Consider the following 24,102-nt stretch of genomic DNA (forward strand, 5'->3'; position numbering starts at 1 on the left):
GTGCGCACCGATATATCGCAGCGATTTGAGTTCTTGAAAGAAATAGACAAGCTGCGGGGGGTGAACAGGCACAATGTGTTGATTGATGGCTCGCGGGTTGAAAACTCCGCCGAGCACAGCTGGCATCTGGCGCTTTATGCGCTGATCTTGCAAGAGCACGCGCCAGCGGGCGTTGAGATCCTGCGGGTCATTCAGATGCTGATGATCCATGATATTGTTGAAATCGACGTGGGTGATCATCCGATCCATCTTTCAACGGATTGGCAGGATGTTGCAGCCGCCGAAGGGGCCGCTGCAGACCGTATCTTTGGACTTTTACCGGTTGAGCAACGGGATACGCTGATTGCGCTGTGGCGGGAATTTGAAGCCGACACGAGCAAAGATGCGCAATTTGCCAAAACGCTTGATCGGTTGCAGCCGCTGTTTCAGACCCTTTTGGGCCATGCGCCCGACTATCATCGCGATATCTGCCGTGAAAACATCTATTTCGGCCGAGCCCTATCGGTGAAAGAACGTTTTGCTGAGGTGTATGACTATCTCACCGTGCTGCTCGACCAGCCTGACGCTCAGGCGAAAGACGCGACGCTTGCCGCTCAGATTGCGTTTCTGAAAGAGGCGGATCAGCTCAAATCTGTGCTGCGCGCGTCCCGCCTTGGAGATGGCAGCCGTCGCGAGAACTCGGCTGAGCACAGCTGGCACATCCTGCTGTTTGCGCTGATCCTTGAGCCGCATGCAAATGCGCAGGTGGATGTGCTTGAAGTGCTCACCATGTTGTTGCTGCATGATCTGGTAGAAATTGATGCAGGTGACGCGCCTATTCATGGCGTGGTCAGCGCCGAGGCGCTTGCTGCATTGGCGGATGCGGAAACCGCCGCCGCAGACCGTATCTTTGGCCTGCTGCCCACCGCGCAGGGCACTGCCTTAAAACAGATCTGGCAGCGCTTTGAGGCTGCTGAAACCAATGAGGCGCGGTTTGCCAAATCCATCGACCGCGTGCAGCCGGTGATCTTGAACCTGCTCAACGGTGGCGGCAGCTGGCCAGAATACAACGTCACCCTTGATCAAATCGACAGCCGTGTCGGCCAAAAGGTCAAACGTGGCGCGCCCGAGCTGTGGGATTTTGTGCAGCCACAGGTGGCCGCATGGTTTGCGGGCCAGACCAAAAATGGCTAGCGCTTAGAACGTACGATTTAGCATTGCGCGCCTGCCTGATTTTTGAACATCTGTGCAAGACAGTTCAACAGGGACGCGCACAATGCCCAAAGCCTACGTTATCCTGCTTTTTGCGGTGGTTGCTGAAACCATTGCCACCAGCGCATTGCAGGCCAGCCATCAGTTCACCCGGCTGATCCCGTCGATCATTGTGGTGATTGGCTATGGTGTTTCCTTCTTCCTGATGGGGCAGACCTTGGCCCTGATGCCCGTGGGTATTGTCTATGCAATCTGGTCCGGGCTTGGCATCGTGCTGATTGCGGTGATTGGGTATTTTGCCTTTGGTCAATCGCTCGATCTGCCTGCGGTGCTCGGTATGGGGCTGATCCTTGGGGGTATTTTGGTGATCCATTTGTTCTCGGGCACGGCTGGTCACTAGGCGCAGACCGGGTTCAGCGGCAATGATACCAGTATTCCACCTCTTTTTGCTGGCCTTTACCCTTTGATCACGCTATGGGCGGCGCAACCTCCCTTAGAAGGCAGATATCATGGACCTGCGCAATATTGCGATCATCGCCCACGTTGACCACGGGAAAACCACCCTGGTTGATGAGCTATTGAAACAATCCGGCGCGTTCCGCGAGAACCAGGCCGTGGCTGAACGGGCCATGGACAGCAACGATCTGGAGCGGGAACGCGGCATTACCATTCTCGCCAAGGCGACTTCGGTTGAATGGAACGATACCCGTATCAACATCGTTGACACCCCCGGCCACGCCGATTTCGGCGGCGAAGTTGAACGCATCCTGTCGATGGTGGATGGTGTGGTTCTGCTGGTGGACGCAGCCGAAGGCCCGATGCCACAGACCAAATTTGTGACCTCCAAGGCACTGGCGCTTGGCCTGCGCCCTATTGTTGTTGTGAACAAAGTCGACAAACCCGACGGTGAGCCTGACCGCGCGCTGGATGAATGTTTCGACCTTTTTGCCAACCTCGGCGCCAATGATGAGCAGTTGGACTTCCCGTCCATGTATGCGTCTGGTCGTTCCGGCTGGGCTGATATGACCCTTGATGGCCCGCGCAAAGATCTCTCGGCGCTGTTTGATCTGATCGTGGATCACGTCCCTGCCCCCAAGCAGATCGAAAAGAAGGGTGAACCCTTCCGCATGCTCGCAACCACCTTGGGTTCTGACCCATTCATCGGTCGAATCCTGACCGGTCGCGTTGAAAGCGGCACATTGAAAGCCGGTGACAGCCTCAAAGCGCTGAGCCGCGAAGGTGAACTGATCGAAAACTTCCGCTGCACCAAGGTTCTGGCGTTCCGTGGTCTGGCGCAGCAGCCGATTGATGTGGCCGAAGCAGGTGATATTGTATCCGTTGCAGGTATGGCCGAAGCCACTGTCGCAGACTCGCTGGTGGACACTTCTGTCAATGAGCCCCTGCCTGCGCAGCCGATTGACCCGCCCACCATCACCGTGACCTTTGGCATCAACGACAGCCCCCTGGCGGGCCGCGATGGTAAAAAGGTTCAGTCGCGCGTTATCCGTGACCGCCTGATGAAGGAAGCGGAATCCAACGTGGCAATCCAGATCAGCGACACCCCCGGTGGTGAAGCCTTTGAAGTTGCCGGTCGTGGCGAACTTCAGATGGGTGTTTTGATCGAAAACATGCGCCGCGAAGGGTTCGAGCTGTCGATTTCTCGCCCGCAGGTTCTGTTCAAAGAAGAAGACGGCGTACGGATGGAGCCGGTTGAAGAAGCCACCATCGACGTGGATGATGAATACTCTGGCGTGGTCATCGAAAAACTCACTGGCCACCGCAAAGGTGAACTGGTTGAGATGAAACCCGCTGGTGCTGGTAAAACTCGCATCATCGCGCATGTCCCTTCGCGCGGTCTGATTGGCTATCACGGCGAATTCCTGACCGATACCCGCGGCACCGGTGTTTTGAACCGGGTATTCCACGGCTGGACTGCGCATAAAGGCGCCATCCCAGGCCGTCGCGCTGGTGTTCTGATCTCAATGGAAAACGGCACATCGGTGGCCTATGCGCTGTGGAACCTGGAAGAGCGCGGCAAGATGATGATCGGTGCGCAGGCCGACGTGTATCAGGGCATGATCATTGGTGAACACTCCCGCGACAACGATCTGGAGGTAAACCCGCTGAAAGGGAAGAAACTCACCAACGTGCGTGCGTCCGGTTCCGATGATGCGGTGCGTCTGACCACGCCGATGACACTGTCGCTGGAAGAAGCGATTGCCTACATCGATGATGATGAGCTGGTGGAAGTGACACCAAACAATGTGCGTCTGCGCAAGCGCTACCTAGACCCGCATGAGCGTAAGCGTATGGCAAAAGCCAACCAGTAAAACTGGTGTCGTTCTGAATAGGGAAAGGCCGCTGTTACAGCGGCCTTTTTTCTTGCGCGGTGGGAGTTTGGTGGGAACTTGGGGATTGCGCAACTGTTGTTTTGTCAAATTCAAGCGGAGCGCCCATTCCGGCCTGCCCCGCTGTGCAAAATTAAACGCGGATATCGACAATAGACTCCGCGGGATCATGACCCGCAGCTTCTAGTTGGGTGTTTAGCTCAGCGCGAAAATCAGCTGAGGAGGTATTCTGCTGAACGTCTTCAAGAATTTTCACCGCATCTGCATTAACGCCTGATGTCCCGTTTCCCTGCGGTGTCTGGTTCAGCTGCGGCTGCAGATCTGCACCACGGCCATTGTCGCTATCTGGTACGGGTTGAACAACTTTTGAAGCTTCTGCACTGCTGGGCGTTTGCGATGCGGGTTGGGCGGAAACCGCCGCCGCTGATGTATCGACAGGCTTGGGGGCCTGTGTCTGTTGTGGGGTATGTGCGTGTGATGCTGCGGCGCCTAGGTGACCAATCATGATGTCATTCCGTTTTGTTTAGAGTAAGCAACGTCATGTTGCACCTGTAACCTACAAAGCATCTGTTTGTAGGTTGTTACCGCAAAGCTGAAATCACCGCTCGCAAAGTGTTGAGTTTTGAAAACTTGAATATATTGCAGTTGGAATTTGTACGCTGAACCCGCGTAGAGATTACATAGAAAAACCCACCCGGCAAAATGCCGAATGGGTCTCATTTACACAAAATTAAGCACGGTGATTTCGCGCTTAATCCTCGTTGATTTCAATCACCATCAGTTCCCGTTCCGAGGCATCTTTGGCAAAGGCCAGCGCAGCCTGATACTCATCGCTGTGATAGCAAGCCTCAGCGGCTTCGAGGCTTTCAAATCGGGCCACTACATTGCGGGGCCGGTCTTTGCCTTCCAGCTGAACATAGCGCGTCGCGCGGGCAAGAAACTTCCCCTGATGCTTGGCAATCGCCGGGCCTGCGAGCTCGGCGTATTTTGCATAAGCTTCCGCATCGGTTACCGTGACATGTGCGATCCAAAGAGCTGGCATTTTATCCCTCCAACAGCTGTTCTGCGGCTTTGATTGCGTCCTGTGCGCCCGCGAAATCCTTGCCGCCGCCCTGCGCCATATCCGGACGTCCACCGCCGCCTTTGCCGCCGACAGCGGGCACAGCCGCTTTTAGCACATCCACGGCAGAAATGTCGCCGGTCAGATCATCGGTGACGCCTGCCGCAACCGCAACCTTCCCTTCGTCTTCGGCGATCAAAAGGATCACGCCAGAGCCAAGGTTTTGTTTATGTGCGTCAATCAGGCCGCGCAGATCTTTGCCGGACACGCCTTGCAGGGCTTGTGCCAGGAATTTCTTGCCGCCGATTTCTTTGGCTTCAACCCCGCCACCAGAGCCGCCGCCCATGGCAACCTGTTGTTTCAGGTTGGAGATTTCGTTTTGCAGCGCCTTGCGTTCATCCATCAATGCTTTCAGACGGTCAAGAACATCCGCGGGCTGCGCCTTAAGCGCTGCGGCAACATCGGCCATCCGGCCTGCCTCAGTGCCCAGATGTTCCAGCGCGGCCGCGCCAGTCAGCGCCTCAATCCGGCGCACACCCGCAGAGGATGCGCTATCGCCGAGAATAACAAAGGTGCCGATGTCGCCGGTCTGTTTGACATGGGTGCCACCGCACAGTTCCAGCGAATATGTTTCGCCATCCGCGCCCTTGCCAGTTGGAGCGCGGCCCATAGACACCACGCGCACCTCTTCGCCGTATTTCTCACCAAAAAGCGCCTGCGCACCAATTGCGCGGGCATCATCCGGGGTCATAATGCGGGTGGTAACAGCACTGTTTTGGCGAATGAAATCATTCACTTCTGCACCGACCTTCACAAGCTCCGCTTCGCTCAGACCTTTGTTGTGGCTGAAGTCAAACCGCAGACGATCCGCCGCGTTGAGCGAGCCTTTCTGCGCCACGTGATCACCCAGCGCATTGCGCAGCGCCTCATGCAACAGGTGGGTTGCAGAGTGGTTTGCGCGGATCTGGCTGCGGCGCGCATTGTCCACCGCCAGTTCAGCACCCGCATCAACCGCGATCTCACCTTCGGTGATTTCCGCGATATGCAGGAACAGGCCTTCGACCTTTTTGGTGTCGCTGATCTTGGCCGCGCCGCCTTCAACGGTCAGCACACCGGTGTCACCCACTTGGCCGCCGCTTTCGCCGTAAAACGGCGTCTGGTTCAGGATGATCTGAACATTGTCGCCGATGCTGGCTTTTTCGATCTGCTTGCCGTCTTTGACGATGGCCACGATCTGGCCTTCTGCCTTTTCGGTCTCATAGCCGAGGAACTCGGTTGAACCCTTGGCATCCAGAATGTCGAAATAGACTTTGACGTCAGCCGCCTCGCCAAGGCCAATGCCGCCAGCGCGCGATTTCTCTTTTTGCGCTTTCATTGCGGCGTCAAAACCGTCGATGTCGACCTCGATCTCTTTGGCGCGCAGCGCGTCTTGGGTCAGGTCAAGCGGGAAGCCATAGGTGTCATAGAGCTTAAACGCGGTTTCACCCGGAAGCGTGTCGCCTGTGCTAAGGTCTGTGGAGGCTTCGTCCAGCAGTTTAAGTCCGCGATCCAAGGTCTTGAGAAAGCGCGTTTCTTCCTGCTCAAATGTCTCTTCGATAAGCGCCTGGCCCTGGCCTAGTTCAGGATAGGCCGCACCCATTTGCTGTACCAGTGCAGGCACCAGTTTGTGCATTACCGGATCTTTTGCCCCGAGCAGCGATGCCTGACGCATGGCGCGGCGCATAATGCGGCGCAGAACATAGCCGCGTCCTTCGTTAGAAGGCAGCACACCTTCGGCAATCAGGAACGAGCAGGAACGCAGATGGTCTGCAATCACCCGGTGGTGCACGTTTTGATCACCAAAGGGTTCCGAGTTGGTGGCATTGGCCGAGGCTTCGATCAATGCTTTGAACAGATCGGTTTCATAGTTGTCATGGGTGCCCTGCAGCAGCGCCGCGATGCGCTCCAGGCCCATGCCGGTGTCGATCGACTGCATGTCGAGGTCAACCATGGAGCCATCGGCAAAGCGCTCGTTCTGCATGAAAACGAGGTTCCAGATTTCGATGAACCGGTCGCCGTCTTCTTCGGGGGAGCCGGGAGGGCCACCCCAGATGTGATCGCCGTGATCGTAAAAGATCTCGGTGCAGGGACCACAGGGACCAGTATCGCCCATCTGCCAGAAATTGTCTGACGTTGCGATGCGGATGATACGGTCCTCTGGAACGCCGACTTTCTTCCAGATTTCAAAGGCTTCATCGTCTGTGTGATAAACGGTGGTATAGAGCTTTTCCTTAGGAATATCGAATTCCTTGGTGATCAGCTCCCAGGCAAAGGGGATCGCCTGATGTTTGAAATAATCGCCAAAGGAGAAGTTGCCAAGCATCTCGAAAAACGTGTGGTGGCGCGCGGTATAGCCCACATTGTCGAGGTCATTGTGTTTGCCGCCTGCGCGCACACATTTCTGCGCGGTGGTGGCACGCACATAGTCGCGCTTTTCCACTCCGGTGAAGCAGTTTTTGAACTGCACCATACCAGAGTTAGTGAACATCAGGGTCGGGTCATTGCGTGGCACCAGTGGGCTGGAGTCAACGATCGTATGTCCCTGTTTTTCGAAATAGTTCAGAAATGTGGAACGGATTTCATTAAGGCTTGGCATCTTCCGTCTCTCTTTTTCAGAGGCTTACACAGCATAGTCGACCCGGTTTATCCGCCCGCTGCGGTGGTGTCCACAAAATGTGCCGGATTGATATGAAAAACCGATAGAAAAAAGGGCGCAACCAGTGGTGCGCCCTCGTTTGAAACTGTGATGTCAGGCCGAATTACGCCTCAAGGATGTCATCATCGCCGCCTTCGGGGCGGTCAAACTCCAACCCGTGTGAGGCGCGGATCTTATCCTCAATATCAAAGGCAATTTCAGGATGTTCGCGCAGAAAGTTCTTGGCGTTTTCACGCCCCTGCCCGATGCGTTCATCCCCATATGAGAACCAGGCACCGGATTTCTGCACCACGCTGGCTGCAACACCCAGATCCAGCAGTTCACCCATCTTAGAGATGCCTTCGCCATACATGATGTCGAACTCAACCTGTTTGAACGGCGGGGCCACTTTGTTTTTCACCACTTTCACGCGTGTGGAGTTGCCCACAACCTCATCGCGGTCCTTGATCGCGCCGATGCGGCGGATGTCGAGGCGGACAGAGGAGTAGAACTTTAGCGCGTTACCACCGGTTGTGGTTTCCGGTGAGCCAAACATAACCCCGATTTTCATCCGGATCTGGTTGATGAAGATCACCATACAGTTGGAGCGGCTGATGGAGCCGGTGAGCTTGCGCATCGCCTGAGACATCAGGCGGGCCTGCACGCCCACATTGCTGTCGCCCATGTCCCCTTCGAGTTCCGATTTGGGGGTCAGCGCCGCAACCGAGTCGACAATAACCATATTCACCGCACCCGAACGCACCAGCGTATCGGTGATTTCCAACGCCTGTTCGCCGGTGTCGGGCTGCGAAATCAGCAGCTCATCCAGATCAACGCCCAGCTTGGCCGCATATTGCGGATCCAGCGCGTGTTCCGCATCAACAAAGGCACAAACGCCGCCTTTTTTCTGTTGTTCAGCAATGCAATGCAGTGTCAGCGTGGTTTTACCCGAGCTTTCCGGTCCATAGATTTCGACGATCCGCCCCATGGGCAGGCCACCAATGCCAAGCGCGATATCCAAGCCCAATGAGCCGGTCGAGGAGGCTTCGATTTCAGCGAGCGCATTATCATCGCCCAGCTTCATGATCGAGCCCTTGCCAAATTGACGTTCGATTTGCGCCAATGCGCTGTCGAGCGCCTTTTGCTTGTCGTCGCCTACTTTATTCTTTTTCATGGTCAAAAGATCCGCCATAGTCCCTTGTCCCTCTCTATGTGTCATACCTGCAGGGTGCCGGCAATCACTGCTTTGTTCGCCTCTTGTTCCTTTTGCGATCAAAAGGAGAACATTGCAAGAAAAAACTTCTGATATTCAGAGAAGGGCGAGAATGTTAAGGAGTGGTTTATAGCCACAATTGTGCCCGAAGATTTACTGAAAGCTTTACGAAATGCTGGTCTTTTTAAAGGAAAACCTGGTTTTGCTCTCGGTGCCTAAAACTGGCACCACCGCCTATATGGATGCGCTGAAAGACCATGCGGATATTGTTGTGGCCAACCCGCCCGAGCTGAAACATGCGCCTGTGTTCAGATATAATCGCTGGTTTCGACCGATGTTTGACAAGATTTTTGACAAGCAACCCGAACTGGTGGCGGTGATGCGTGAACCTGTCAGCTGGCTTGGCAGTTGGTACAGATACCGTCAGCGCCCCTATCTGGATGGCAAACCCACCTCGACCAAAGACATTAGCTTTGACGACTTTGTGCGCGACTATTGCCGTGGCAAACAGCCACCCTATGCAAATGTGGGCAGTCAGGCGAAATTTCTGGAGCCGCAGCCAAATGGCTGCAAAGTCAGCCACCTGTTTCGCTATGAGGCGCTGGAAGACTACCGCCTGTTCCTGCAAGAGCGGCTGAAGGTCGCGCTGCAACCGGAGCAAAAAAACGTCAGCCAAAGCGCAGATCTGACACTGAGTGCGGATGTTGAGGCGGTGCTCAGACGCAAATATGCGCCCGAGTTTGACCTTTATAACAGCATCAAATGACGCTTAACTGTCTTTGATTTCCATCTGCGCATGCACCGTCTCGGTCAATTGGTTGAGCGAGAAAGGTTTGGGCAGGAAGATGGAGTTGGGGATCTCTGGTTCTGCGTCGTCAAAGGCGCCTTCGGCGTAGCCAGACACAAATACCACCCGCGTATCAGGCCGTGTGGTGCGCGCCTTGCGCACCCAGGTTGGGCCATCCATGCCGGGCATCACCACATCGGTGACAAAGACATCCACATGCAGCTCTTCTTCTTCGAGCACATGCAGCGCTTCTTCGGCGGATTCAGCTTCGAGCACGGTGTAGCCACGCATCCGCAGCGCGCGCGAGGCAAAGGCACGCACTGGTGCTTCATCCTCAACCAATAGCACAACCCCTTCGCCGTGGCTTGGCGCGGCTTTTTCGGCCTTGGCTTCCACCTGCTCGAGCACTGCGGTTTTGCTTTGCACATGGATCGGGAAATAGAGAGAGAACTGCGTGCCCTGCCCTTTGACCGAGTCCACAAAGATAAAGCCACCGGTCTGTTTGATGATGCCATAAGCGGTTGAAAGCCCGAGCCCCGTGCCTTCGCCGGTGCGTTTGGTGGTGTAAAACGGCTCAAACACTTTTTGCAGCCGGTCGGGATCAATACCGATGCCTTCGTCTGCAACGCGGATCGTGACCCAATCGCCTGCGGGCACGGTCGCGCGGTTGCGCTCCAGCGGTTTTTCCAGGTGCACCACTTCGGTTTCAATGCGAATCTCACCGCCCTGTGGCATCGCATCACGTGCGTTTACCACCAGGTTCATCAGTACCTGTTCCAGCTGGCGTTTGTCGGCCCAGATCGATTTCATAATCGGATCATGGCTAAGCGTGAGCGTCACCCGTTCACCAACCAGCCGGTTGAGCAGATGGGTCAGATCGGACAGCGTATTGCGCACATCCAGAACTTCAGGCTGCAGGGTCTGTTTGCGCGAGAACGCCAGAAGCTGGCTCACCAGCGCTGCGGCGCGGTTGGCGTTTTCATGGATCTGGATCAGATCACCATAGTCCTGATCGCCCTGATCGTGACGCAGCAGCAATAGATCGCAGTGGCCGGAAATCGCCGTCAGAAGGTTGTTGAAATCATGCGCAACACCACCCGCAAGCTGGCCAATCGCCTGCATCTTCTGGCTTTGCACAAACTGTGCCTCAAGGGTTTTCAGCTCGGTTGCGTCATTTAAAACCGCAATCAGAACCGGCTCCCCCTCTTCCATCACCCGCGTCAGGGTGACCTGCACAAACACTTCACGGTCGCGCCGCGAGATACGCAGGAATTCGGATTTATTCGGAGCAATGCCTTTGATGGTATCCGCAAGCCAATCCGCCATTGGGCGGCCCAGACCCTCCATCAGCTGCCCGAGCTTCATATTGTTGCAGCTGGACACACCAAGAAGGTTCAGCGCCATCCGATTCAGTGACAGGATTTCACCATCTGGTGCTACTTTGATAAAAGGCACCGGCAGCGTGTCAAAATCGGCTTTGCCGCTGCTTGCCTGACTTGCATCCATTTCCACAAAATAGAGCTCACGGCGGCCCTGATTGCGCGTGTGTTCATGCACAGCAGCAAGTTTCAGCCCGGCTTTGGTCGAAATGGTCTGTACGATACCGGGTTCAAGTGCGTCGCCCTGAACCACAGTATCCAGCGATTTCACCCGTTCGCCAAAGAAGCTGCGCGCAGCTTCATTCATATAGATCACCGCATCATTACGACCAAGCGTCAGCATGGGAAACGGAGTGGTTTCGCGGTTGCGGGAGGACTGCGGGTGTTCCGCGATGTCTTCAATGCGCCACAAAAAGCTCTGCGATGCCATCTTGTGCACTGCCAGCCGCACGTGGCCGCGCCGGGTTGCGATGTCTTCGCGCGCGGCACCATCTTTTTGCGCAGCACTTTTGAGACGGAACAATACGGCCGAGGGATTGGCAAGGATTGAACGCAGATTGGCGCCAAGGGTTTGCTGAGCCACGCCCTGAAAGGCCGTCATAGCCGCCTGATTGCAGGCATGCACCATGCCTTCATCGTCGGTCACAAAACTGGGGGTGGCATCGCGGTCAATAAAACCGGTCAGCAGTTCAGTGGCCATTTTCTGCGCGCGGATCTGCAACTTGGTCTGCACCGCAATAAAGGCTGAGACACAGCAAAGCGTCAGGCCGATGGCGCTGATACCACGGGACACCCACAGCGGCAGGCCGAGAAACAGCGGCACAACCAGCAAGAGGACAGAAACAAGTACGGCCGCGGCCAAACGGGAATACTCTGGCATAAATACGCGCAGTTCTGGCACGTAAGACTTATCGCGACCGATCATTCCGGCTCCGTAGAGGTTCGCTTAACAACAGTTGATCAATGAATAATCAGAGTTAAATTTAAGTTAACGCTGTTTAAGTTTGAGCGACCCTATCAACCTGCGACTTCGCGCGTCAACACCGCAACAAAGAAACCATCCGTTCCATTGTGAACCCGCCAGCTGTGGCTGGATTGCATCCGCCATTCAGGGCGTTCCTGGATGAATGCGGCGACCTGATCTTGGTTTTCGCTGTTCAGCATTGAGCAAGTCGCATAGGCCAAGGTGCCACCTGGAGCGATCAGGTCTGCGGTTTGACGCAGGATTTCGGCCTGAATATCTTGGGTTTTGGCCAATTTTTCCGCGGTCAGCGCCCATTTGCCTTCGGGCGCACGCCGCCAGCTGCCGCTGCCGGAACAGGGCACATCGCACAGCACCAGATCAAATGGGGCATGTTTGGCGATGTCACCCGTTTCAAGCTGCTGAACTTTGCTGCCCGCCCGTTTGGCCCGTTCGGGCAGATCTTTCATGCGGGCAAAATTGGCATCATGGGCAAAAAGTTCGATCTTTGCCCGCGCAGCCATGGCAAGGCTTTTGCCGCCGCCGCCCGCGCAATAATCCAGCACCCGCATACCATCGCGCAAAGGAAGCGCTTCAACCACGGCTTGGCTTGCCGCATCTTGCAGCTCTACCAGTCCATTTTGATAGGCTTTGGAGTTGCGCAGCTTACGTGCGCCCTCGGTGATTTCCAACGCGGTTTCAGCTGCCGCATGCGGTTGGGTTTCAATCCCCTCCGCCGCCAATTCTTTTTGCATTTTTGCAAGGCTAGCACGTTGTACGTTTACACGTAGGTGCACCGGCGCACGATGACGCAGGGCTTGGGCTGCTTGTTCTACATCATCGCCAAGGCTTTGTTCAAATGCGGGCCAGATCCAATCAGGCAGGTCTAAACGCACGGCCCTGCTCAGTACCGGGGTGGTGCCATTGCGTTCCTGATCGTTCAGCGGCTGGGGCGCGTGGCCTTCGCCGTTAAACAGAGTGTCAGGATCTATACCCGCATCGCGCAGGCCACCTAAAATCAACCCCCGACCGGTTTCACTACCACCAAGCGCTTGATGTGAGCGCCAGCAGCGCAGCGCGCTAAACACATGGTCACGCACCGCAGCGCGGTCTTTTGAACCTGCAAACCGGCTTTTGCGGCTCCAGGTGGTCAATGCTTTTTCCGCAGGCATGCCTGCGATGATCTGATCCAGGACTTCAATGGCCGCCTGTAGCCGTGCGCCAGGTGTCATCGGGCAACACGCATGTCGTGCACAGTGAAACAAGCGGCCAAAGTCATCATCTATCAGCCCACACGGTAGTTTGGTGCTTCGCGGGTGATCTGCACGTCATGGACGTGGCTTTCTTTCAGACCCGCGCCAGTGATGCGCACAAAGTTGCAGTTCTTGCGCATTTCCGCGACGGTTGCACAACCGGTGTAGCCCATTGCGGCACGCAGGCCGCCAACCAGCTGATGCACCACAGTGTTTGCCGGACCTTTGTAAGGCACCTGACCTTCGATCCCTTCGGGCACAAGCTTGTCGCTTGCTGCGTCTTTTTGGAAATAACGATCAGCAGAGCCACGCGCCATTGCGCCCAGCGAGCCCATGCCACGATAGGATTTGAACGAACGGCCCTGATAAAGGATCACCTCTCCCGGGCTTTCATCGGTGCCCGCAATCATAGAGCCAACCATGGCGCAGGATGCACCTGCTGCGATTGCTTTGGCAAAATCGCCAGAGAATTTAATGCCGCCATCCGCAATCACCGGCACGTCGCCGGCGGCTGTGGCACAATCGTTGATCGCGGTCAGCTGCGGTACGCCAACACCTGCAACCATACGGGTGGTGCAGATCGAGCCCGGGCCAATGCCCACTTTTACCGCATCCGCACCCGCGTCGATCAACGCTTTGGTTGCCTCAGCTGTGGCCACGTTGCCTGCGATGATCTGAATGTCGCTGGTTGCGGCTTTTACGCGTTTTACCGCATCAATCACACCCTGCGAATGGCCGTGGGCGGTGTCGATCACCACCACATCAACACCCGCATCAATCAGCGCCATCGAACGCTCAAAACCGCTGTCCCCTACAGAACTGGCTGCCGCAACACGCAGGCGACCCAGATCGTCTTTACAGGCAGTTGGGTTCAGCACCGCTTGTTTTGAATCTTTCAGGGTCAGAAGACCGGTCAGCTTCTGGGTGTCATCCACCACCAGCAGCTTTTCGATGCGGCGGGATTTCATCAGCGATTTGGCTTCTTCCAGATCGGCAGGTTCTTGCAGCATTGCCAGATCTTTGGATGTCATCATGACAGACACCGGTGTGTTGTCGTCAGACGCAAAACGCATATCGCGGTTGGTCACAATGCCCAGCACATGACCCTCTTCATCCACCACCGGGAACCCGGACACACGGTAGCGTTCCTGCAGCTCCTTTGCATCGGCAAGCGTCTGGTCTGGGGTCAGCGTGATTGGGTTGTAAACGATGCCAGAGACAAAGCGTTTGACCCGGCGCACCTGGCGCGCCTGCTCTTCGATGTCCAGGTTTTTGTGGATTACACCCATGCCGCCGGCCTGTGCCATGGCGATGGCCATGCGCGCCTCGGTAACTGTGTCCATTGCTGAGCTAAGCAGCGGGATGTTCAGCGCAATTGAGCGCGTCACCTGGGTGCGTGTGTCAGCCGTGCTTGGCAGCACATTTGATGCACCCGGCACCAGTAGAACATCATCAAAAGTGAGTGCCTCACGAATCTGCATTTTCGACCCCTATGCATAACCCCGTTTGGCGGTCACCCTATGGCACGATTGTTATGGAGTGAAAAGGGCTGATCGTCGCCAAGCGTGCAGATAATCAACAAGATAGGATGTTTATTGCACAAAACACGGTGCTTGATCTGACGCAAAGTCATTTTCGCCCCTATGCGCGATACCCCAAGCCGCAGCGATCTGATCGCAAGATAACGGAGAAAAGGAAAAAATCAGACGGGGCTTTCTTTCACAAAACGGTAATCAAAGCGGGTATACTAGAAAATGCCAGGCTAATTTACCGCGCAAATCCATCTATTTACATCGCAACCTTACATGATGTGGCGTGTCAAAGTGACCTGAAATCACATGGGGTCAGATGCGCGCTGAACAGGCAGAACCATAAGAGGACAGAACGATGTCACAACCGCTCAAAGGCACAGTGATTCTGGATCTTACACATGTTTTGGCAGGGCCCTACGCTTCGATGATTTTGGCAGATCTTGGTGCCAAGGTGATTAAGGTAGAACGCCCTGAAATCGGTGATGACACCCGCGCTTTCCCGCCGTTCAAAGGTGATGACAGCGCCTATTTCGCCACCATCAACCACGGCAAAGAAAGCATCGCACTGGACCTCAAACAACAAGAGGATCGTGAGCTGTTTGAACGCTTGCTCGCACAGGCAGATGTTTTGCTGGAAAACTATCGCCCTGGCGTGATGGATCGGTTGGGTTATGGCTGGGCCACTTTGCATGCAAAACATCCCAAACTGATCTACGGTGCTGTATCCGGGTTTGGCCATAGCGGGCCGGATGCCATGAAACCGGCCTATGATATGGTTGTTCAGGCGCGCGGCGGGGTGATGTCGATCACCGGTGAACGTGACCGCGAACCGGTGCGTGTTGGGGCCTCCATTGGAGATATTGCGGCTGGTATGTTTCTGGCCCATGGCATTCTGGCCGCGCTTTTGCAGGTGCAAAAAGGCGGCGATGGTCAGATGGTGGATGTGGCCATGCTCGACAGTCAGCTGGCGCTTTTGGAACATGCGGTGGCGATCACCTCAACCACCGGCGAAGCGCCTCGCCCCAATGGTGCCCGCCACCCCTCGATTACCCCATTTGAAACCTTCCATGCGGAAGATGGGCTGTTTGTCATTGCGGCGGGCAATGATGTATTGTTTCAGCGTTTGTGCAAAGCGCTTGCGCTCCCGATCGCGGACGACGTGCGTTTTTCCACCAACCAGTCCCGATGTGAGAACGCGCGTTTGCTCAAACGTCTGATTGAAGCGGTGACCATTGATCGCCCTGCCGCCCATTGGATTGCTGAGCTGGAAGCCGCGGGCATTCCCACCGGCCCAATTCAAAACGTGGCGCAGGCGATGGAAGACCCACAGATGCTCGCGCGCAATATGGTTGTTTCGGTGCTCGATAAGGCCGGAACACCCGCCTATGTCGCAGCGGGCAACCCGATCAAAATGTCCGCAATGGAAGACCCCAAGACCCGTGCACCCGCGCCCAGCCTTGATGGTGACCGGGACGGCATAGTTGCGTGGCTCGAGACAAAAGAGGCCGGTTCGACTTAAACCGTTCAAATTAAGGGTTGAAAAGCCGCGTGAGTGGGGCAAATGGGTCGCATATGAACAAGCGGCCCTATTTGCGACGGGGCAATCTGCATATGTTTCATAAAAAAACGTGCACAAAATAGGCCCGATTATGACTTCCGACCCACTTGTTGTGTTTACTCCTTCCGGCAAACGCGGAAATTTCCCACATGGGACACCGCTTCTGGCTGCTGCGCGGCAATTGGGGGTCGATCTAGACTCGACCTGTGGCGGGCGTGGGATCTGCGCTAAATGCCAGATTACCCCCTCAATTGGTGAGTTTTCCAAACATGGGGTGACCTCACGCGAAGAGGCGCTCAGCGAGTGGAACGCGGTTGAACAACGCTATAAAGACAAGCGCGGTTTAATAGATGGTCGCCGCCTGGGCTGCCAGGCCACGGTACAGGGCGATGTGGTCATTGACGTGCCGCCCGAAAGCCAGGTGCACAAACAAGTGGTGCGCAAGCGCGCCGAAGCCCGCGACATCACCATGAATCCCTCTACCCGGCTGTTCTACGTTGAGGTGGAAGAGCCCGACATGCACAAACCTTCGGGTGATATGGAGCGGTTGATTGCGGCGCTGGATGAGCAATGGCAGCTGAAGGATGTAAAAACCGACCTCCATATTCTGCAGCAACTGCAGCCGGTTCTGCGCAAATGCAACTGGAAGGTAACCGTGGCGGTGCATCTGGGCGATGACATCCAGCCGCCAAAAATCATGCACATCTGGCCCGGCTATTATGAAGGCACCATGTACGGTCTGGCGGTTGATCTGGGCTCCACCACCATTGCCGCGCATTTGTGCGATCTCAAAAGCGGCGAAGTGGTGGCCTCTTCTGGGGTGATGAACCCGCAGATCCGCTTTGGCGAAGATCTGATGAGCCGGGTCTCTTACGCGATGATGAACAAGGGTGGCGATCAGGAAATGACCCACGCGGTGCGTGAGGGCATGAATGCGCTGTTCACCCAGATCGCGGCAGAAGCCGAAATCGACAAGGCGCTGATTGTGGATGCGGTGTTTGTCTGTAACCCGGTGATGCACCATCTGTTTTTGGGTATCGATCCGTTTGAATTGGGTCAGGCCCCCTTTGCGCTGGCGACATCAGATTCGCTGTCACTGCGCGCCAATGAGCTTGATCTGAATATCCATCCGGCGGCGCGGGTCTATCTGCTGCCCTGTATTGCGGGCCACGTCGGCGCCGATGCCGCAGCTGTTGCCCTATCGGAAGCGCCGGATAAATCAGAAGACCTGGTACTGGTGGTGGATGTGGGCACCAATGCCGAAATTCTTCTCGGCAACAAGGAAAAGGTGCTGGCCTGTTCGTCACCCACTGGCCCGGCCTTTGAAGGCGCGCAGATCTCCAGCGGCCAACGCGCTGCCCCCGGTGCAATTGAGCGGGTTGAAATCGACCCCATCACCAAAGAGCCACGTTTCCAGGTGATCGGCTCAGACCTTTGGTCCGACGAGGAAGGGTTTGATCTTTCAATTGCCACCACGGGTATCACCGGCATCTGCGGCTCTGGCATTATTGAAGCGCTTGCAGAAATGCGTCTGGCTGGGGTGTTGGATGCCTCGGGCCTGATCGGTTCAGCCGAACAGGTGGGCACGGCGCGCTGCGTTGCGGATGGGCGCACAAATTCGTATCTTTTGTGGGATGGATCCGCCGATGGCGGCCCAACCATCACAGTAACCAATAGCGATGTGCGTGCGATCCAGATGGCCAAGGCCGCGCTGTATTCCGGTGCGCGCCTGTTGATGGATAAACTGGATGTGGAAAGCGTTGATCGTGTGGTGCTTGCGGGTGCGTTTGGCGCGCATATCTCGGTCAAACACGCAATGGTTTTGGGGATGATCCCCGATTGTGAATTCGACAAGGTGACCAGCGCGGGCAATGCTGCAGGCACCGGTGCCCGTATTGCACTATTGAACACTGATGCGCGCAAAGAGATCGAGCAGACCGTGCGCGCCATCGAAAAAGTGGAAACCGCCGTTGAACCCCGCTTTCAGGAGCATTTTGTCAACGCATCGGCCATGCCCAATGCGGTGGATCCTTTCCCTATCCTCAACAGTCGCGTCACCCTGCCCGATGTGAGCTTTAATGCGGGTGAAGAAACCGGTGGCCGCCGTCGTCGTCGCCGCCGCAGCTAAACCGTGCAAATAGGCGCAAAATCTCGCGTCCCTACCCTTGACCTTCCGCGCGCTGCCGCCTAATTCTGAGCACCGGCGCGCGGGTATGGTGAAAAGGTATCACGGCAGCTTCCCAAGCTTTAGTTACGGGTTCGATTCCCGTTACCCGCTCCATCCAGTCGGGATCTTCACTCAGCCACCCCTGCCCCAGGGAATTTGAAGCCCCCATAGATTTTGTAGTTTGGTGATGCGTGTTTGAGTGTCTCAATGATCAACGCACGCGAAAAATCAATTTCTTAAGAAAATGTGATTTGCGTTGCCGTATCGTATAGAGTTTATCGCATTCTATGCAGGTATTAACTTCCTGACCGGGCGCCTTGTCTGAATTGCAAATCAGTCCTGATCTTTGCTTTGTCACGCTAATATCTCAGATGTGGGCTTATGCAATCGCCCGTTGATTGCATTTAGCTGCTTATGGCCGAGGTCTTATTTGGAGCCGCGCCCGATCAATACCTTCATTCCCCCGCATATGCCTGCCGCCCGGTCCGCCGAATACCGTATGCGTTTTGAGTATAGGAAAAATCCACAACTTGTACTTAAAATACTTACTGTGTTTTCGCGGAATATGAGGTGTAAAACGTGTTGGAAGAACTCGAAGACGACATTGATGCGGTTTCTGCGCGGCTGAAGCGCGCGCGACTCATCTTAGGATTCGAAAAAAAGACGGATTTTGCTGACTACGTCGGAATCTCAAAACAAGCCTACGGCGCTTTTGAGAACGGCAACCGGGATTTGACGCTGCACGCTGCCAAAAAGCTGCGCAAGAAATTTGGGCTCACCCTCGAATTTCTTTACTTCGGTCGGACAGATGATTTGCCCAGCAGAATTGCGCGCGAGCTCAGCCCTCGGAACGTTCCTGAATAAAGTCAGAAACTTCTTCAGCTCTGGCGGCCACCACTTTGACAATCTCAAGCGGGAGGTCACGGGTCAGATCTTCCCAGAAGTCCAAACTCAGGTTTGAACAGCTCCGAGCGTGTTTCAGGAGCTTCAGACGCTCTGCATCCTGGGTTTCGTCAATTGGGCGGTCCAACGTCAATGCCTCGAAAAATACAATAAAACAGTTCTCCCTATGATTGTCGGTCTTGACGTGTCCAAGTGTCAACAATTATGTAATAAATGTCCAAATGGACATTTGGAGGGAAGCTGTGTCCGCAAGAAATGATCAGATCATCGAACGCATTGTGGCAGCCACCCAATTTACCGGCATAAACCTCAGCCAGGCCTGTAAACGTGCCGGAGTTTCTTATCAGCCGACGTCAAAACAGATCCGCGAAGGCAGAACGATACCTGCTGAAACCATCTGGTCGTTGAGCAAGGCGTTCGGGCTTCCGCTTGCATTTTTTATGCCGCCCAATCCTACTGAATCCGGGGCGGATATCTCTTCGAAACTGGCAGCGGACGCGAACCGGGAACGGACCAAGCTCACCCGGGCGGGGTTTGAAATCATGACGGATCATATTCTGGATTGGTATCGCGAGACCGGCGGGGTTTTGAAAAATCATCACTGGTTTGCAGATCAGCTTGATCTGTATGAACCCGTTGATGAAGAGGACAAAATCATGCATCCAATCTCATTTGGTGAAAACAGCATCACGACTGAGCGGCTTATGCTGTCGGGAAAGAAGGACTTCTACAACACTGTAGGTTCACTGGGCGATGCACGGATCCATCGGGCGATGGAATCGCACCGTCTGGTGCGATCCCGTGGTTTTGTTGTCACCGATGAAGTTATCGATGAAGAGGTGAAAGGTCAGCGCCTGAAAGGCGGCTGGCGCAAGATCACCATGCGGCTGACGACCGAGGACGGCTCACCCGTGACAGCGGTTGTCTCCAAGCTCACCTGGATTGGCAAATAGTCTCGCTTCGACCATTTGTCGCCGGGATGCCAGATAGACCTGATCATTGCTCAGACCCTCTGGAACCGGATCTACCCAGGATACAGCGTCATCAAAGATCTCTTCGAACCCATAAATCCGAGAGAGCGCGCGGTGTTTGCGATTGATGATGGTGTAAAGCCAGTCAAACGCCCAGCGGTCATAGGCCACACATCTGGCAAAGTCGCAAAACAGCTTCAGCCGTGCGATATTGCCCTGCCATCCTTCCGCAACCTGCACGCCGCCGAAATAGACCAGACAGCCATCAAGCGTTGTATTCAGTTGATCTGAGACCTGATCCACCAGATGGGTGCGCTCTGGGTATTTGCTTTGGCAATGGTTGGTCCAGAACTCGCCGAAACTGCGGTCATGCAGGTGTTCAACCCGCGCGGAAATGCAGGTCACAAATTCACCTTCATGCTGCATGGCAAGCCAGAACCCCTCCCCGCGTTTGAGTTGATCGAGGTGCAATTCCGAAACCGGATGGGTTTCTGTTTTGCCAATATCGTTGAACATTTGACCAAGACATTGTTCGTCCTGGACCAGCCTAAGTTCAAATCCGCGTTGCGACAGCTTCTCTTTCAATTGCTCCGATTTGCGCTGAACAAGTGCGTTTTTCATCCTGTTTCCCTTTCAAGGAAGTTGCTTCGAACAGGTGAAAAATGTCGCCCGGATGGGCCTTGCTCTATGATTATGGCTTGGTGAGATGGGGCTCAGAGGGCGCGTTAGGCGCCTGGAGTATTCGTGTTGAATACGGTTTCTTTTTTGGTATTCGTGATGAATACTAATTGGGCGCGGCGTGGCTTTGTTATCGCTATCGTATAGTTGGGGCTAAGGTTGATTTAAACGTGCCGAGGCCCGGTTCAGTCTGGGCTTAACAGGTGGTTTTGCTGCTTTCAGGCACTGTCATCGTTTGCCCAGCTTGCGACGGGGCGTTTTGGTGCTGCGGCCATGGGCGGGCGCTTACGGCGCGTGGTTCAGAGGTTGTGAATGGTTGTCGCGACGTCACAAAACTCGATGCTTGGAAAGCAAAAGCGAGGTGATTAGGACGAGGTATGGAGTTACGTTTTCACACCCCGCTCAGCGCGGAAGAGCAGTTGGCCCACGGGATTTCAGAACCGCAGGCGATGGCAATGGCGGACCGAGTGCGCTTTGCCGAAGTGGACATGCTGCGGCATGTGAACAACAAAGCCTATCTTGAGTGGTTTGAAACCTCACGAGTGGTGCATTTCAATTACCTGTGCATGCCACACTTTAAGGATATGCCCGAGCCACGCACGGTGCTGCGCAATGCAAATGTGCATTACATTCAGGAAATGAAACTGAATGAGCCATATATTGCCACAACAACCATCAAACGGTTCCGGCGCACCTCATATGTGCAGGAACAGCAGATCTGGTCCGGCGGGGTGTTGCGCTGTCGTATGGAGGGGGTGATGGTGCTGCGCACGCCTGATGGCAGCGAAGGCTACCCGTTGCCGGAGAGCCTGAAAGAGTATTGGCGCGATGGCGAAGGTGCCGTGCCCGAGGTATGAACGCCCGTGAAAGGCGCGCTGTTAAGAGCGCGCCCGCACGTAGTTGATCAAAGCCGCGGTTGAACCGTCTTTTCCCTCAGGCGGTTGGTCACCTGAGACCATAGGTTCCAGCGATTTCGCCAGCTCTTTGCCCAGTTCCACACCCCATTGATCATATGAGTTGATCCCAAGGATCACCCCTTCAACAAACACCCGGTGTTCATAAAGCGCAACGATCTGCCCCAATACAAAGGGGGTCAGCTTGGTGTAAATCAATGTGGTTGAAGGGCGGTTGCCCGGGAACACCCGGTGGCGCGCCTGACGTTCAAGTTCGTCACCTTCAAACCCTTTGGCAACCATCAGCGCCCGTGCTTCTTCAAGGGAGCGCCCACGCATCAGCGCCTCAGACTGGGCCAGGCAATTGGCAACCAGCAGCTGGTGGTGATGGGCCAGATCGGGTTCATGCCCCTGTGCCGCCACCATAAATTCGCACGGCACCACACCGGTGCCCTGATGGATCAGCTGATAAAACGCGTGCTGGCCATTGGTGCCCGGCTCGCCCCAGACCACCGGGCCAGAAACGTATTCGAGGCTCGTGCCATCCATAGCAACGGATTTGCCGTTGGATTCCATCTCAAGCTGCTGAAAATATGCAGGAAGTCGTGCAAGCCGTTGATCATATGGCAAAACCGCACGGGTGGGATAGTCACACCCCTGGTGGTGCCAGATCCCCACCAGCGCCAGCATCAGCGCCATATTGTCTGTGCCTTCTGCTGTCAGGAAATGATCGTCCATCGCCTTACCACCCGCAAGGAAGCCATCAAAATCATCTGTACCAATGGCAAGCATCAAGCTAAAGCCGATCGGCCCCCACATGGAATAGCGCCCGCCAACCCAGTCTTCAAAGCCAAAGACATGCTGCGCCGGAATGCCAAAGGTGGCCGTGTGATCCATTGCGGTGGAGACGGCCATAAACTGCGCTGATGCATCGCCGCCGCCAGCTGTCATCCAGTCGCGCGCTGTGCGGGCGTTGGTCATGGTCTCAATTGTGGTGAAGGTTTTGGAGGCCACAACAACCAGCGTTGTTTTCGGGTCCAAGCCCTGCAGCACATCATGGATATGGGCACCATCCACGTTGGACACAAAATGGCATTTGGGGCCATCATGATAGGGCGCCAGCGCCAGTGCGGCCATCGCAGGGCCAAGATCCGAGCCACCAATGCCAATGTTCACCACATCGGTAAACGCGCCGCCTGCGCCGGTCAGCGCGCCGTTGCGCACGTCATTTGCGGTTTTGCGCATGCGATCAAGGGTTTCACGCAGTGGCGGGCGAATATCTGCACCATCCACAACAAGCGGTGCGCCGTCCGGGTCGCGCAGCGCTGTGTGTAGCACCGCGCGCCCTTCGGTGGTGTTGATCTTTTCGCCGGAAAACATCGCCTTGGCACGCCCTGCGACATCGCGATCAGTGGCAAGCTGCAGCAATGCCGCCAGAACCTCGGCATCGATCTGTGTTTTTGAATAGTCAAACAGCAGATCCCCAAGAGAGGTGCTGAAAGCGTCAGCCCGCGCCGAGCTGGTCTGAAAGAGATCCGCAATAGGACGATCAGCGCGCGCCGCATGAAGGACTTTTAGGTTTTCAAACATGGTTTTTCCAAACTCGTCACTTGGCCCAATGGACCTTTAGGTTGGGCAGTACTGCGGAAATGGGGGCTTTTTCAGGGGAAATCGTGGCGGCACGTTGCAGGGCGTCCCGTTTGCCCTCGCCAAAGATGGCCAGATGTTTTGCACCAGCCGCATTGATCAGCCGTGCAGACAGGCTGATGCGAGCCTCGGGCTGGCTGTCCGGGCGCATTACCACACAGGCGGGCGCATCAGCTGCAAGCCCCGCTTCCAGCCCCTCGGTTGCCGGAAACAGGGAGGCCGTGTGCATGTCTTCGCCCATGCCCAGCAATATCACCGAAGGGCCATTTTGCAGCCGTGCTGACAGATGTGCCGCGCCCTGCTCCGGCGTCAGCCCTTCTTGGTAAAATGGAATGAACCCGGCGTTTGCCGCGGGCCCTTGCAAAAGGTGGGCGCGGATCAGCTTGGCATTGGAACGCTCGTTGCCCGTTGGCACCCAGCGTTCATCACTGGCCATAACCTCAACGTTGGCCCAGTCCAGCTGTTCTTGCGACAATAGATCAAAGATCGGCGCAGGTGTGGTTCCCCCTGCGACCGCCAGGGTTGATCGCCCTGTTGTGTTCAGATCTTGTGTCAACGCGGCTGCCAATGCGGCGCTTACGCCCTCTGCCAAAGCGGTGCGGGTAGAATATTCAATGATCTCCAAAGCCTGACCTCCCATCGTCAGTTCTTTTCAGCGCTGGTTTAACCTGTTTAGATCTCAGGCTCAAACCGGGTTTCTGCATTTGCAGGAAAGAAATTTCAGCGCTGTGTAGCGGCAATTCTTAAAAAATGGTACCGCTAACGGATATTTTGTCAAAATTAGTTTGCAGGTCTGTTTTCTTGCGTATTTCTCAAATTGTGGCGCAAAAGCGCGTTGAATTTCATGCTTTGACGTTCACAACCTTGTTAAGGCCCGCGCAAATGCT

At 55.4% G+C, this 24,102-nt stretch carries 20 protein-coding genes and 1 tRNA gene; 10 read left to right on the top strand and 11 right to left on the bottom strand.

Features of this window, described 5'->3' with window-relative positions:
* The 3 genes from GG681_RS02500 (at position 1) to typA (ending at position 3,521) form a co-directional block, all read left to right on the top strand.
* Entirely contained in the window at positions 1-1,173 is a 1,173-nt protein-coding gene (locus GG681_RS02500; RefSeq protein WP_328593235.1) for an HD domain-containing protein, read from the top strand.
* Between the two features lie 82 nt (positions 1,174-1,255).
* Entirely contained in the window at positions 1,256-1,591 is a 336-nt protein-coding gene (locus GG681_RS02505; protein WP_153544727.1) for an SMR family transporter, read from the top strand.
* A gap of 109 nt (positions 1,592-1,700) precedes the next feature.
* Positions 1,701-3,521, top strand: a complete 1,821-nt coding sequence (gene typA / locus GG681_RS02510) for a translational GTPase TypA (protein WP_153544729.1) — start codon at positions 1,701-1,703, stop codon at positions 3,519-3,521.
* Positions 3,522-3,672: 151 nt separating this feature from the next.
* Here typA and GG681_RS02515 read toward each other — a convergent pair whose 3' ends face one another.
* From GG681_RS02515 to recA, 4 genes are all read right to left on the bottom strand, one after another.
* On the bottom strand, positions 3,673-4,044 hold the full coding sequence (locus GG681_RS02515; RefSeq protein WP_153544731.1) for a hypothetical protein: 372 nt from the start codon (positions 4,042-4,044) through the stop codon (positions 3,673-3,675).
* A gap of 246 nt (positions 4,045-4,290) precedes the next feature.
* Positions 4,291-4,581, bottom strand: a complete 291-nt coding sequence (locus tag GG681_RS02520) for a DUF1330 domain-containing protein (protein ID WP_153544733.1) — start codon at positions 4,579-4,581, stop codon at positions 4,291-4,293.
* Between the two features lies 1 nt (position 4,582).
* The gene (gene alaS, locus GG681_RS02525; RefSeq protein WP_153544735.1) at positions 4,583-7,234 is read right to left on the bottom strand and encodes an alanine--tRNA ligase; all 2,652 of its coding nucleotides are present in this window, start codon (positions 7,232-7,234) and stop codon (positions 4,583-4,585) included.
* Between the two features lie 163 nt (positions 7,235-7,397).
* Positions 7,398-8,465 (bottom strand): recombinase RecA, encoded by a 1,068-nt coding sequence (gene recA, locus GG681_RS02530; RefSeq protein WP_153544737.1) that lies wholly within the window; start codon positions 8,463-8,465, stop codon positions 7,398-7,400.
* 193 nt (positions 8,466-8,658) lie between these two features.
* Between recA and GG681_RS02535 the strand changes: the two genes are divergently transcribed.
* The gene (locus GG681_RS02535) at positions 8,659-9,252 is read left to right on the top strand and encodes a gamma-glutamyl kinase (RefSeq protein WP_153544739.1); all 594 of its coding nucleotides are present in this window, start codon (positions 8,659-8,661) and stop codon (positions 9,250-9,252) included.
* Positions 9,253-9,255: 3 nt separating this feature from the next.
* On the opposite strand, the gene GG681_RS02540 is transcribed toward GG681_RS02535, so the two are convergent.
* From GG681_RS02540 to guaB, 3 genes are all read right to left on the bottom strand, one after another.
* Positions 9,256-11,577 carry a PAS domain-containing hybrid sensor histidine kinase/response regulator gene (locus GG681_RS02540; RefSeq protein WP_153544741.1) on the bottom strand — a complete coding sequence of 774 codons (2,322 nt, stop codon included), beginning with the start codon at positions 11,575-11,577 and terminating at the stop codon, positions 9,256-9,258.
* 92 nt (positions 11,578-11,669) lie between these two features.
* Positions 11,670-12,845 (bottom strand): RsmB/NOP family class I SAM-dependent RNA methyltransferase, encoded by a 1,176-nt coding sequence (locus GG681_RS02545; RefSeq protein ID WP_153544743.1) that lies wholly within the window; start codon positions 12,843-12,845, stop codon positions 11,670-11,672.
* A 53-nt stretch (positions 12,846-12,898) separates the two neighbouring features.
* Positions 12,899-14,347, bottom strand: coding sequence for an IMP dehydrogenase (guaB, locus tag GG681_RS02550; RefSeq protein ID WP_153544745.1), 1,449 nt, complete (start codon positions 14,345-14,347; stop codon positions 12,899-12,901).
* Positions 14,348-14,753: 406 nt separating this feature from the next.
* Between guaB and GG681_RS02555 the strand changes: the two genes are divergently transcribed.
* From GG681_RS02555 to GG681_RS02570, 4 genes are all read left to right on the top strand, one after another.
* The gene (locus GG681_RS02555) at positions 14,754-15,917 is read left to right on the top strand and encodes a CaiB/BaiF CoA transferase family protein (RefSeq protein ID WP_153544747.1); all 1,164 of its coding nucleotides are present in this window, start codon (positions 14,754-14,756) and stop codon (positions 15,915-15,917) included.
* Between the two features lie 130 nt (positions 15,918-16,047).
* Positions 16,048-18,084, top strand: coding sequence for an ASKHA domain-containing protein (locus GG681_RS02560; protein WP_153544749.1), 2,037 nt, complete (start codon positions 16,048-16,050; stop codon positions 18,082-18,084).
* Between the two features lie 79 nt (positions 18,085-18,163).
* A tRNA-Gly gene (locus tag GG681_RS02565) sits at positions 18,164-18,237 on the top strand.
* Positions 18,238-18,702: 465 nt separating this feature from the next.
* Positions 18,703-18,987, top strand: a complete 285-nt coding sequence (locus GG681_RS02570; RefSeq protein WP_328593236.1) for a helix-turn-helix transcriptional regulator — start codon at positions 18,703-18,705, stop codon at positions 18,985-18,987.
* Here the strand turns inward: GG681_RS02570 and GG681_RS02575 are convergent.
* Positions 18,962-19,153 carry a hypothetical protein gene (locus tag GG681_RS02575; RefSeq protein WP_153544751.1) on the bottom strand — a complete coding sequence of 64 codons (192 nt, stop codon included), beginning with the start codon at positions 19,151-19,153 and terminating at the stop codon, positions 18,962-18,964. The genes GG681_RS02570 and GG681_RS02575 overlap by 26 nt on opposite strands.
* 115 nt (positions 19,154-19,268) lie before the next feature.
* Here GG681_RS02575 and GG681_RS02580 point away from each other — a divergent pair, with 115 nt between their 5' ends.
* Positions 19,269-19,979, top strand: a complete 711-nt coding sequence (locus GG681_RS02580) for a helix-turn-helix domain-containing protein (RefSeq protein WP_153544753.1) — start codon at positions 19,269-19,271, stop codon at positions 19,977-19,979.
* On the opposite strand, the gene GG681_RS02585 is transcribed toward GG681_RS02580, so the two are convergent.
* Complete coding sequence (locus GG681_RS02585) at positions 19,932-20,618, bottom strand: hypothetical protein (RefSeq protein WP_153544755.1); 687 nt, start codon at positions 20,616-20,618, stop codon at positions 19,932-19,934. The genes GG681_RS02580 and GG681_RS02585 overlap by 48 nt on opposite strands.
* A 434-nt stretch (positions 20,619-21,052) precedes the next feature.
* Here GG681_RS02585 and GG681_RS02590 point away from each other — a divergent pair, with 434 nt between their 5' ends.
* Entirely contained in the window at positions 21,053-21,532 is a 480-nt protein-coding gene (locus tag GG681_RS02590) for an acyl-CoA thioesterase (RefSeq protein ID WP_153544757.1), read from the top strand.
* Positions 21,533-21,553: 21 nt separating this feature from the next.
* Here GG681_RS02590 and pgi read toward each other — a convergent pair whose 3' ends face one another.
* Positions 21,554-23,158 carry a glucose-6-phosphate isomerase gene (pgi, locus tag GG681_RS02595; protein ID WP_153544759.1) on the bottom strand — a complete coding sequence of 535 codons (1,605 nt, stop codon included), beginning with the start codon at positions 23,156-23,158 and terminating at the stop codon, positions 21,554-21,556.
* Positions 23,159-23,174: 16 nt separating this feature from the next.
* Positions 23,175-23,855: a 6-phosphogluconolactonase gene (gene pgl / locus GG681_RS02600; RefSeq protein ID WP_153544760.1), complete on the bottom strand. Its 681-nt coding sequence runs from the start codon at positions 23,853-23,855 to the stop codon at positions 23,175-23,177.
* Between the last annotated feature and the right edge of the window lie 247 nt (positions 23,856-24,102).

It is taken from the genome of Tritonibacter aquimaris (genome assembly GCF_009617595.1).
In the GTDB taxonomy this organism is placed as follows: domain Bacteria; phylum Pseudomonadota; class Alphaproteobacteria; order Rhodobacterales; family Rhodobacteraceae; genus Epibacterium; species Epibacterium aquimaris.

Coding starts and splice junctions, on each gene's coding strand:
- pgi (WP_153544759.1), bottom strand. CDS start 23,158: ATGTTTGAAAACCTAAAAGTCCTTCATGCGGCGCGCGCTGATCGTCCT.
- GG681_RS02555 (WP_153544747.1), top strand. CDS start 14,754: ATGTCACAACCGCTCAAAGGCACAGTGATTCTGGATCTTACACATGTT.
- typA (WP_153544729.1), top strand. CDS start 1,701: ATGGACCTGCGCAATATTGCGATCATCGCCCACGTTGACCACGGGAAA.
- GG681_RS02535 (WP_153544739.1), top strand. CDS start 8,659: ATGCTGGTCTTTTTAAAGGAAAACCTGGTTTTGCTCTCGGTGCCTAAA.
- alaS (WP_153544735.1), bottom strand. CDS start 7,234: ATGCCAAGCCTTAATGAAATCCGTTCCACATTTCTGAACTATTTCGAA.
- pgl (WP_153544760.1), bottom strand. CDS start 23,855: ATGGGAGGTCAGGCTTTGGAGATCATTGAATATTCTACCCGCACCGCT.
- GG681_RS02540 (WP_153544741.1), bottom strand. CDS start 11,577: ATGATCGGTCGCGATAAGTCTTACGTGCCAGAACTGCGCGTATTTATG.
- GG681_RS02520 (WP_153544733.1), bottom strand. CDS start 4,581: ATGCCAGCTCTTTGGATCGCACATGTCACGGTAACCGATGCGGAAGCT.
- GG681_RS02585 (WP_153544755.1), bottom strand. CDS start 20,618: ATGAAAAACGCACTTGTTCAGCGCAAATCGGAGCAATTGAAAGAGAAG.
- guaB (WP_153544745.1), bottom strand. CDS start 14,347: ATGCAGATTCGTGAGGCACTCACTTTTGATGATGTTCTACTGGTGCCG.
- GG681_RS02515 (WP_153544731.1), bottom strand. CDS start 4,044: ATGATTGGTCACCTAGGCGCCGCAGCATCACACGCACATACCCCACAA.
- recA (WP_153544737.1), bottom strand. CDS start 8,465: ATGGCGGATCTTTTGACCATGAAAAAGAATAAAGTAGGCGACGACAAG.
- GG681_RS02505 (WP_153544727.1), top strand. CDS start 1,256: ATGCCCAAAGCCTACGTTATCCTGCTTTTTGCGGTGGTTGCTGAAACC.
- GG681_RS02545 (WP_153544743.1), bottom strand. CDS start 12,845: ATGACACCTGGCGCACGGCTACAGGCGGCCATTGAAGTCCTGGATCAG.
- GG681_RS02590 (WP_153544757.1), top strand. CDS start 21,053: ATGGAGTTACGTTTTCACACCCCGCTCAGCGCGGAAGAGCAGTTGGCC.
- GG681_RS02560 (WP_153544749.1), top strand. CDS start 16,048: ATGACTTCCGACCCACTTGTTGTGTTTACTCCTTCCGGCAAACGCGGA.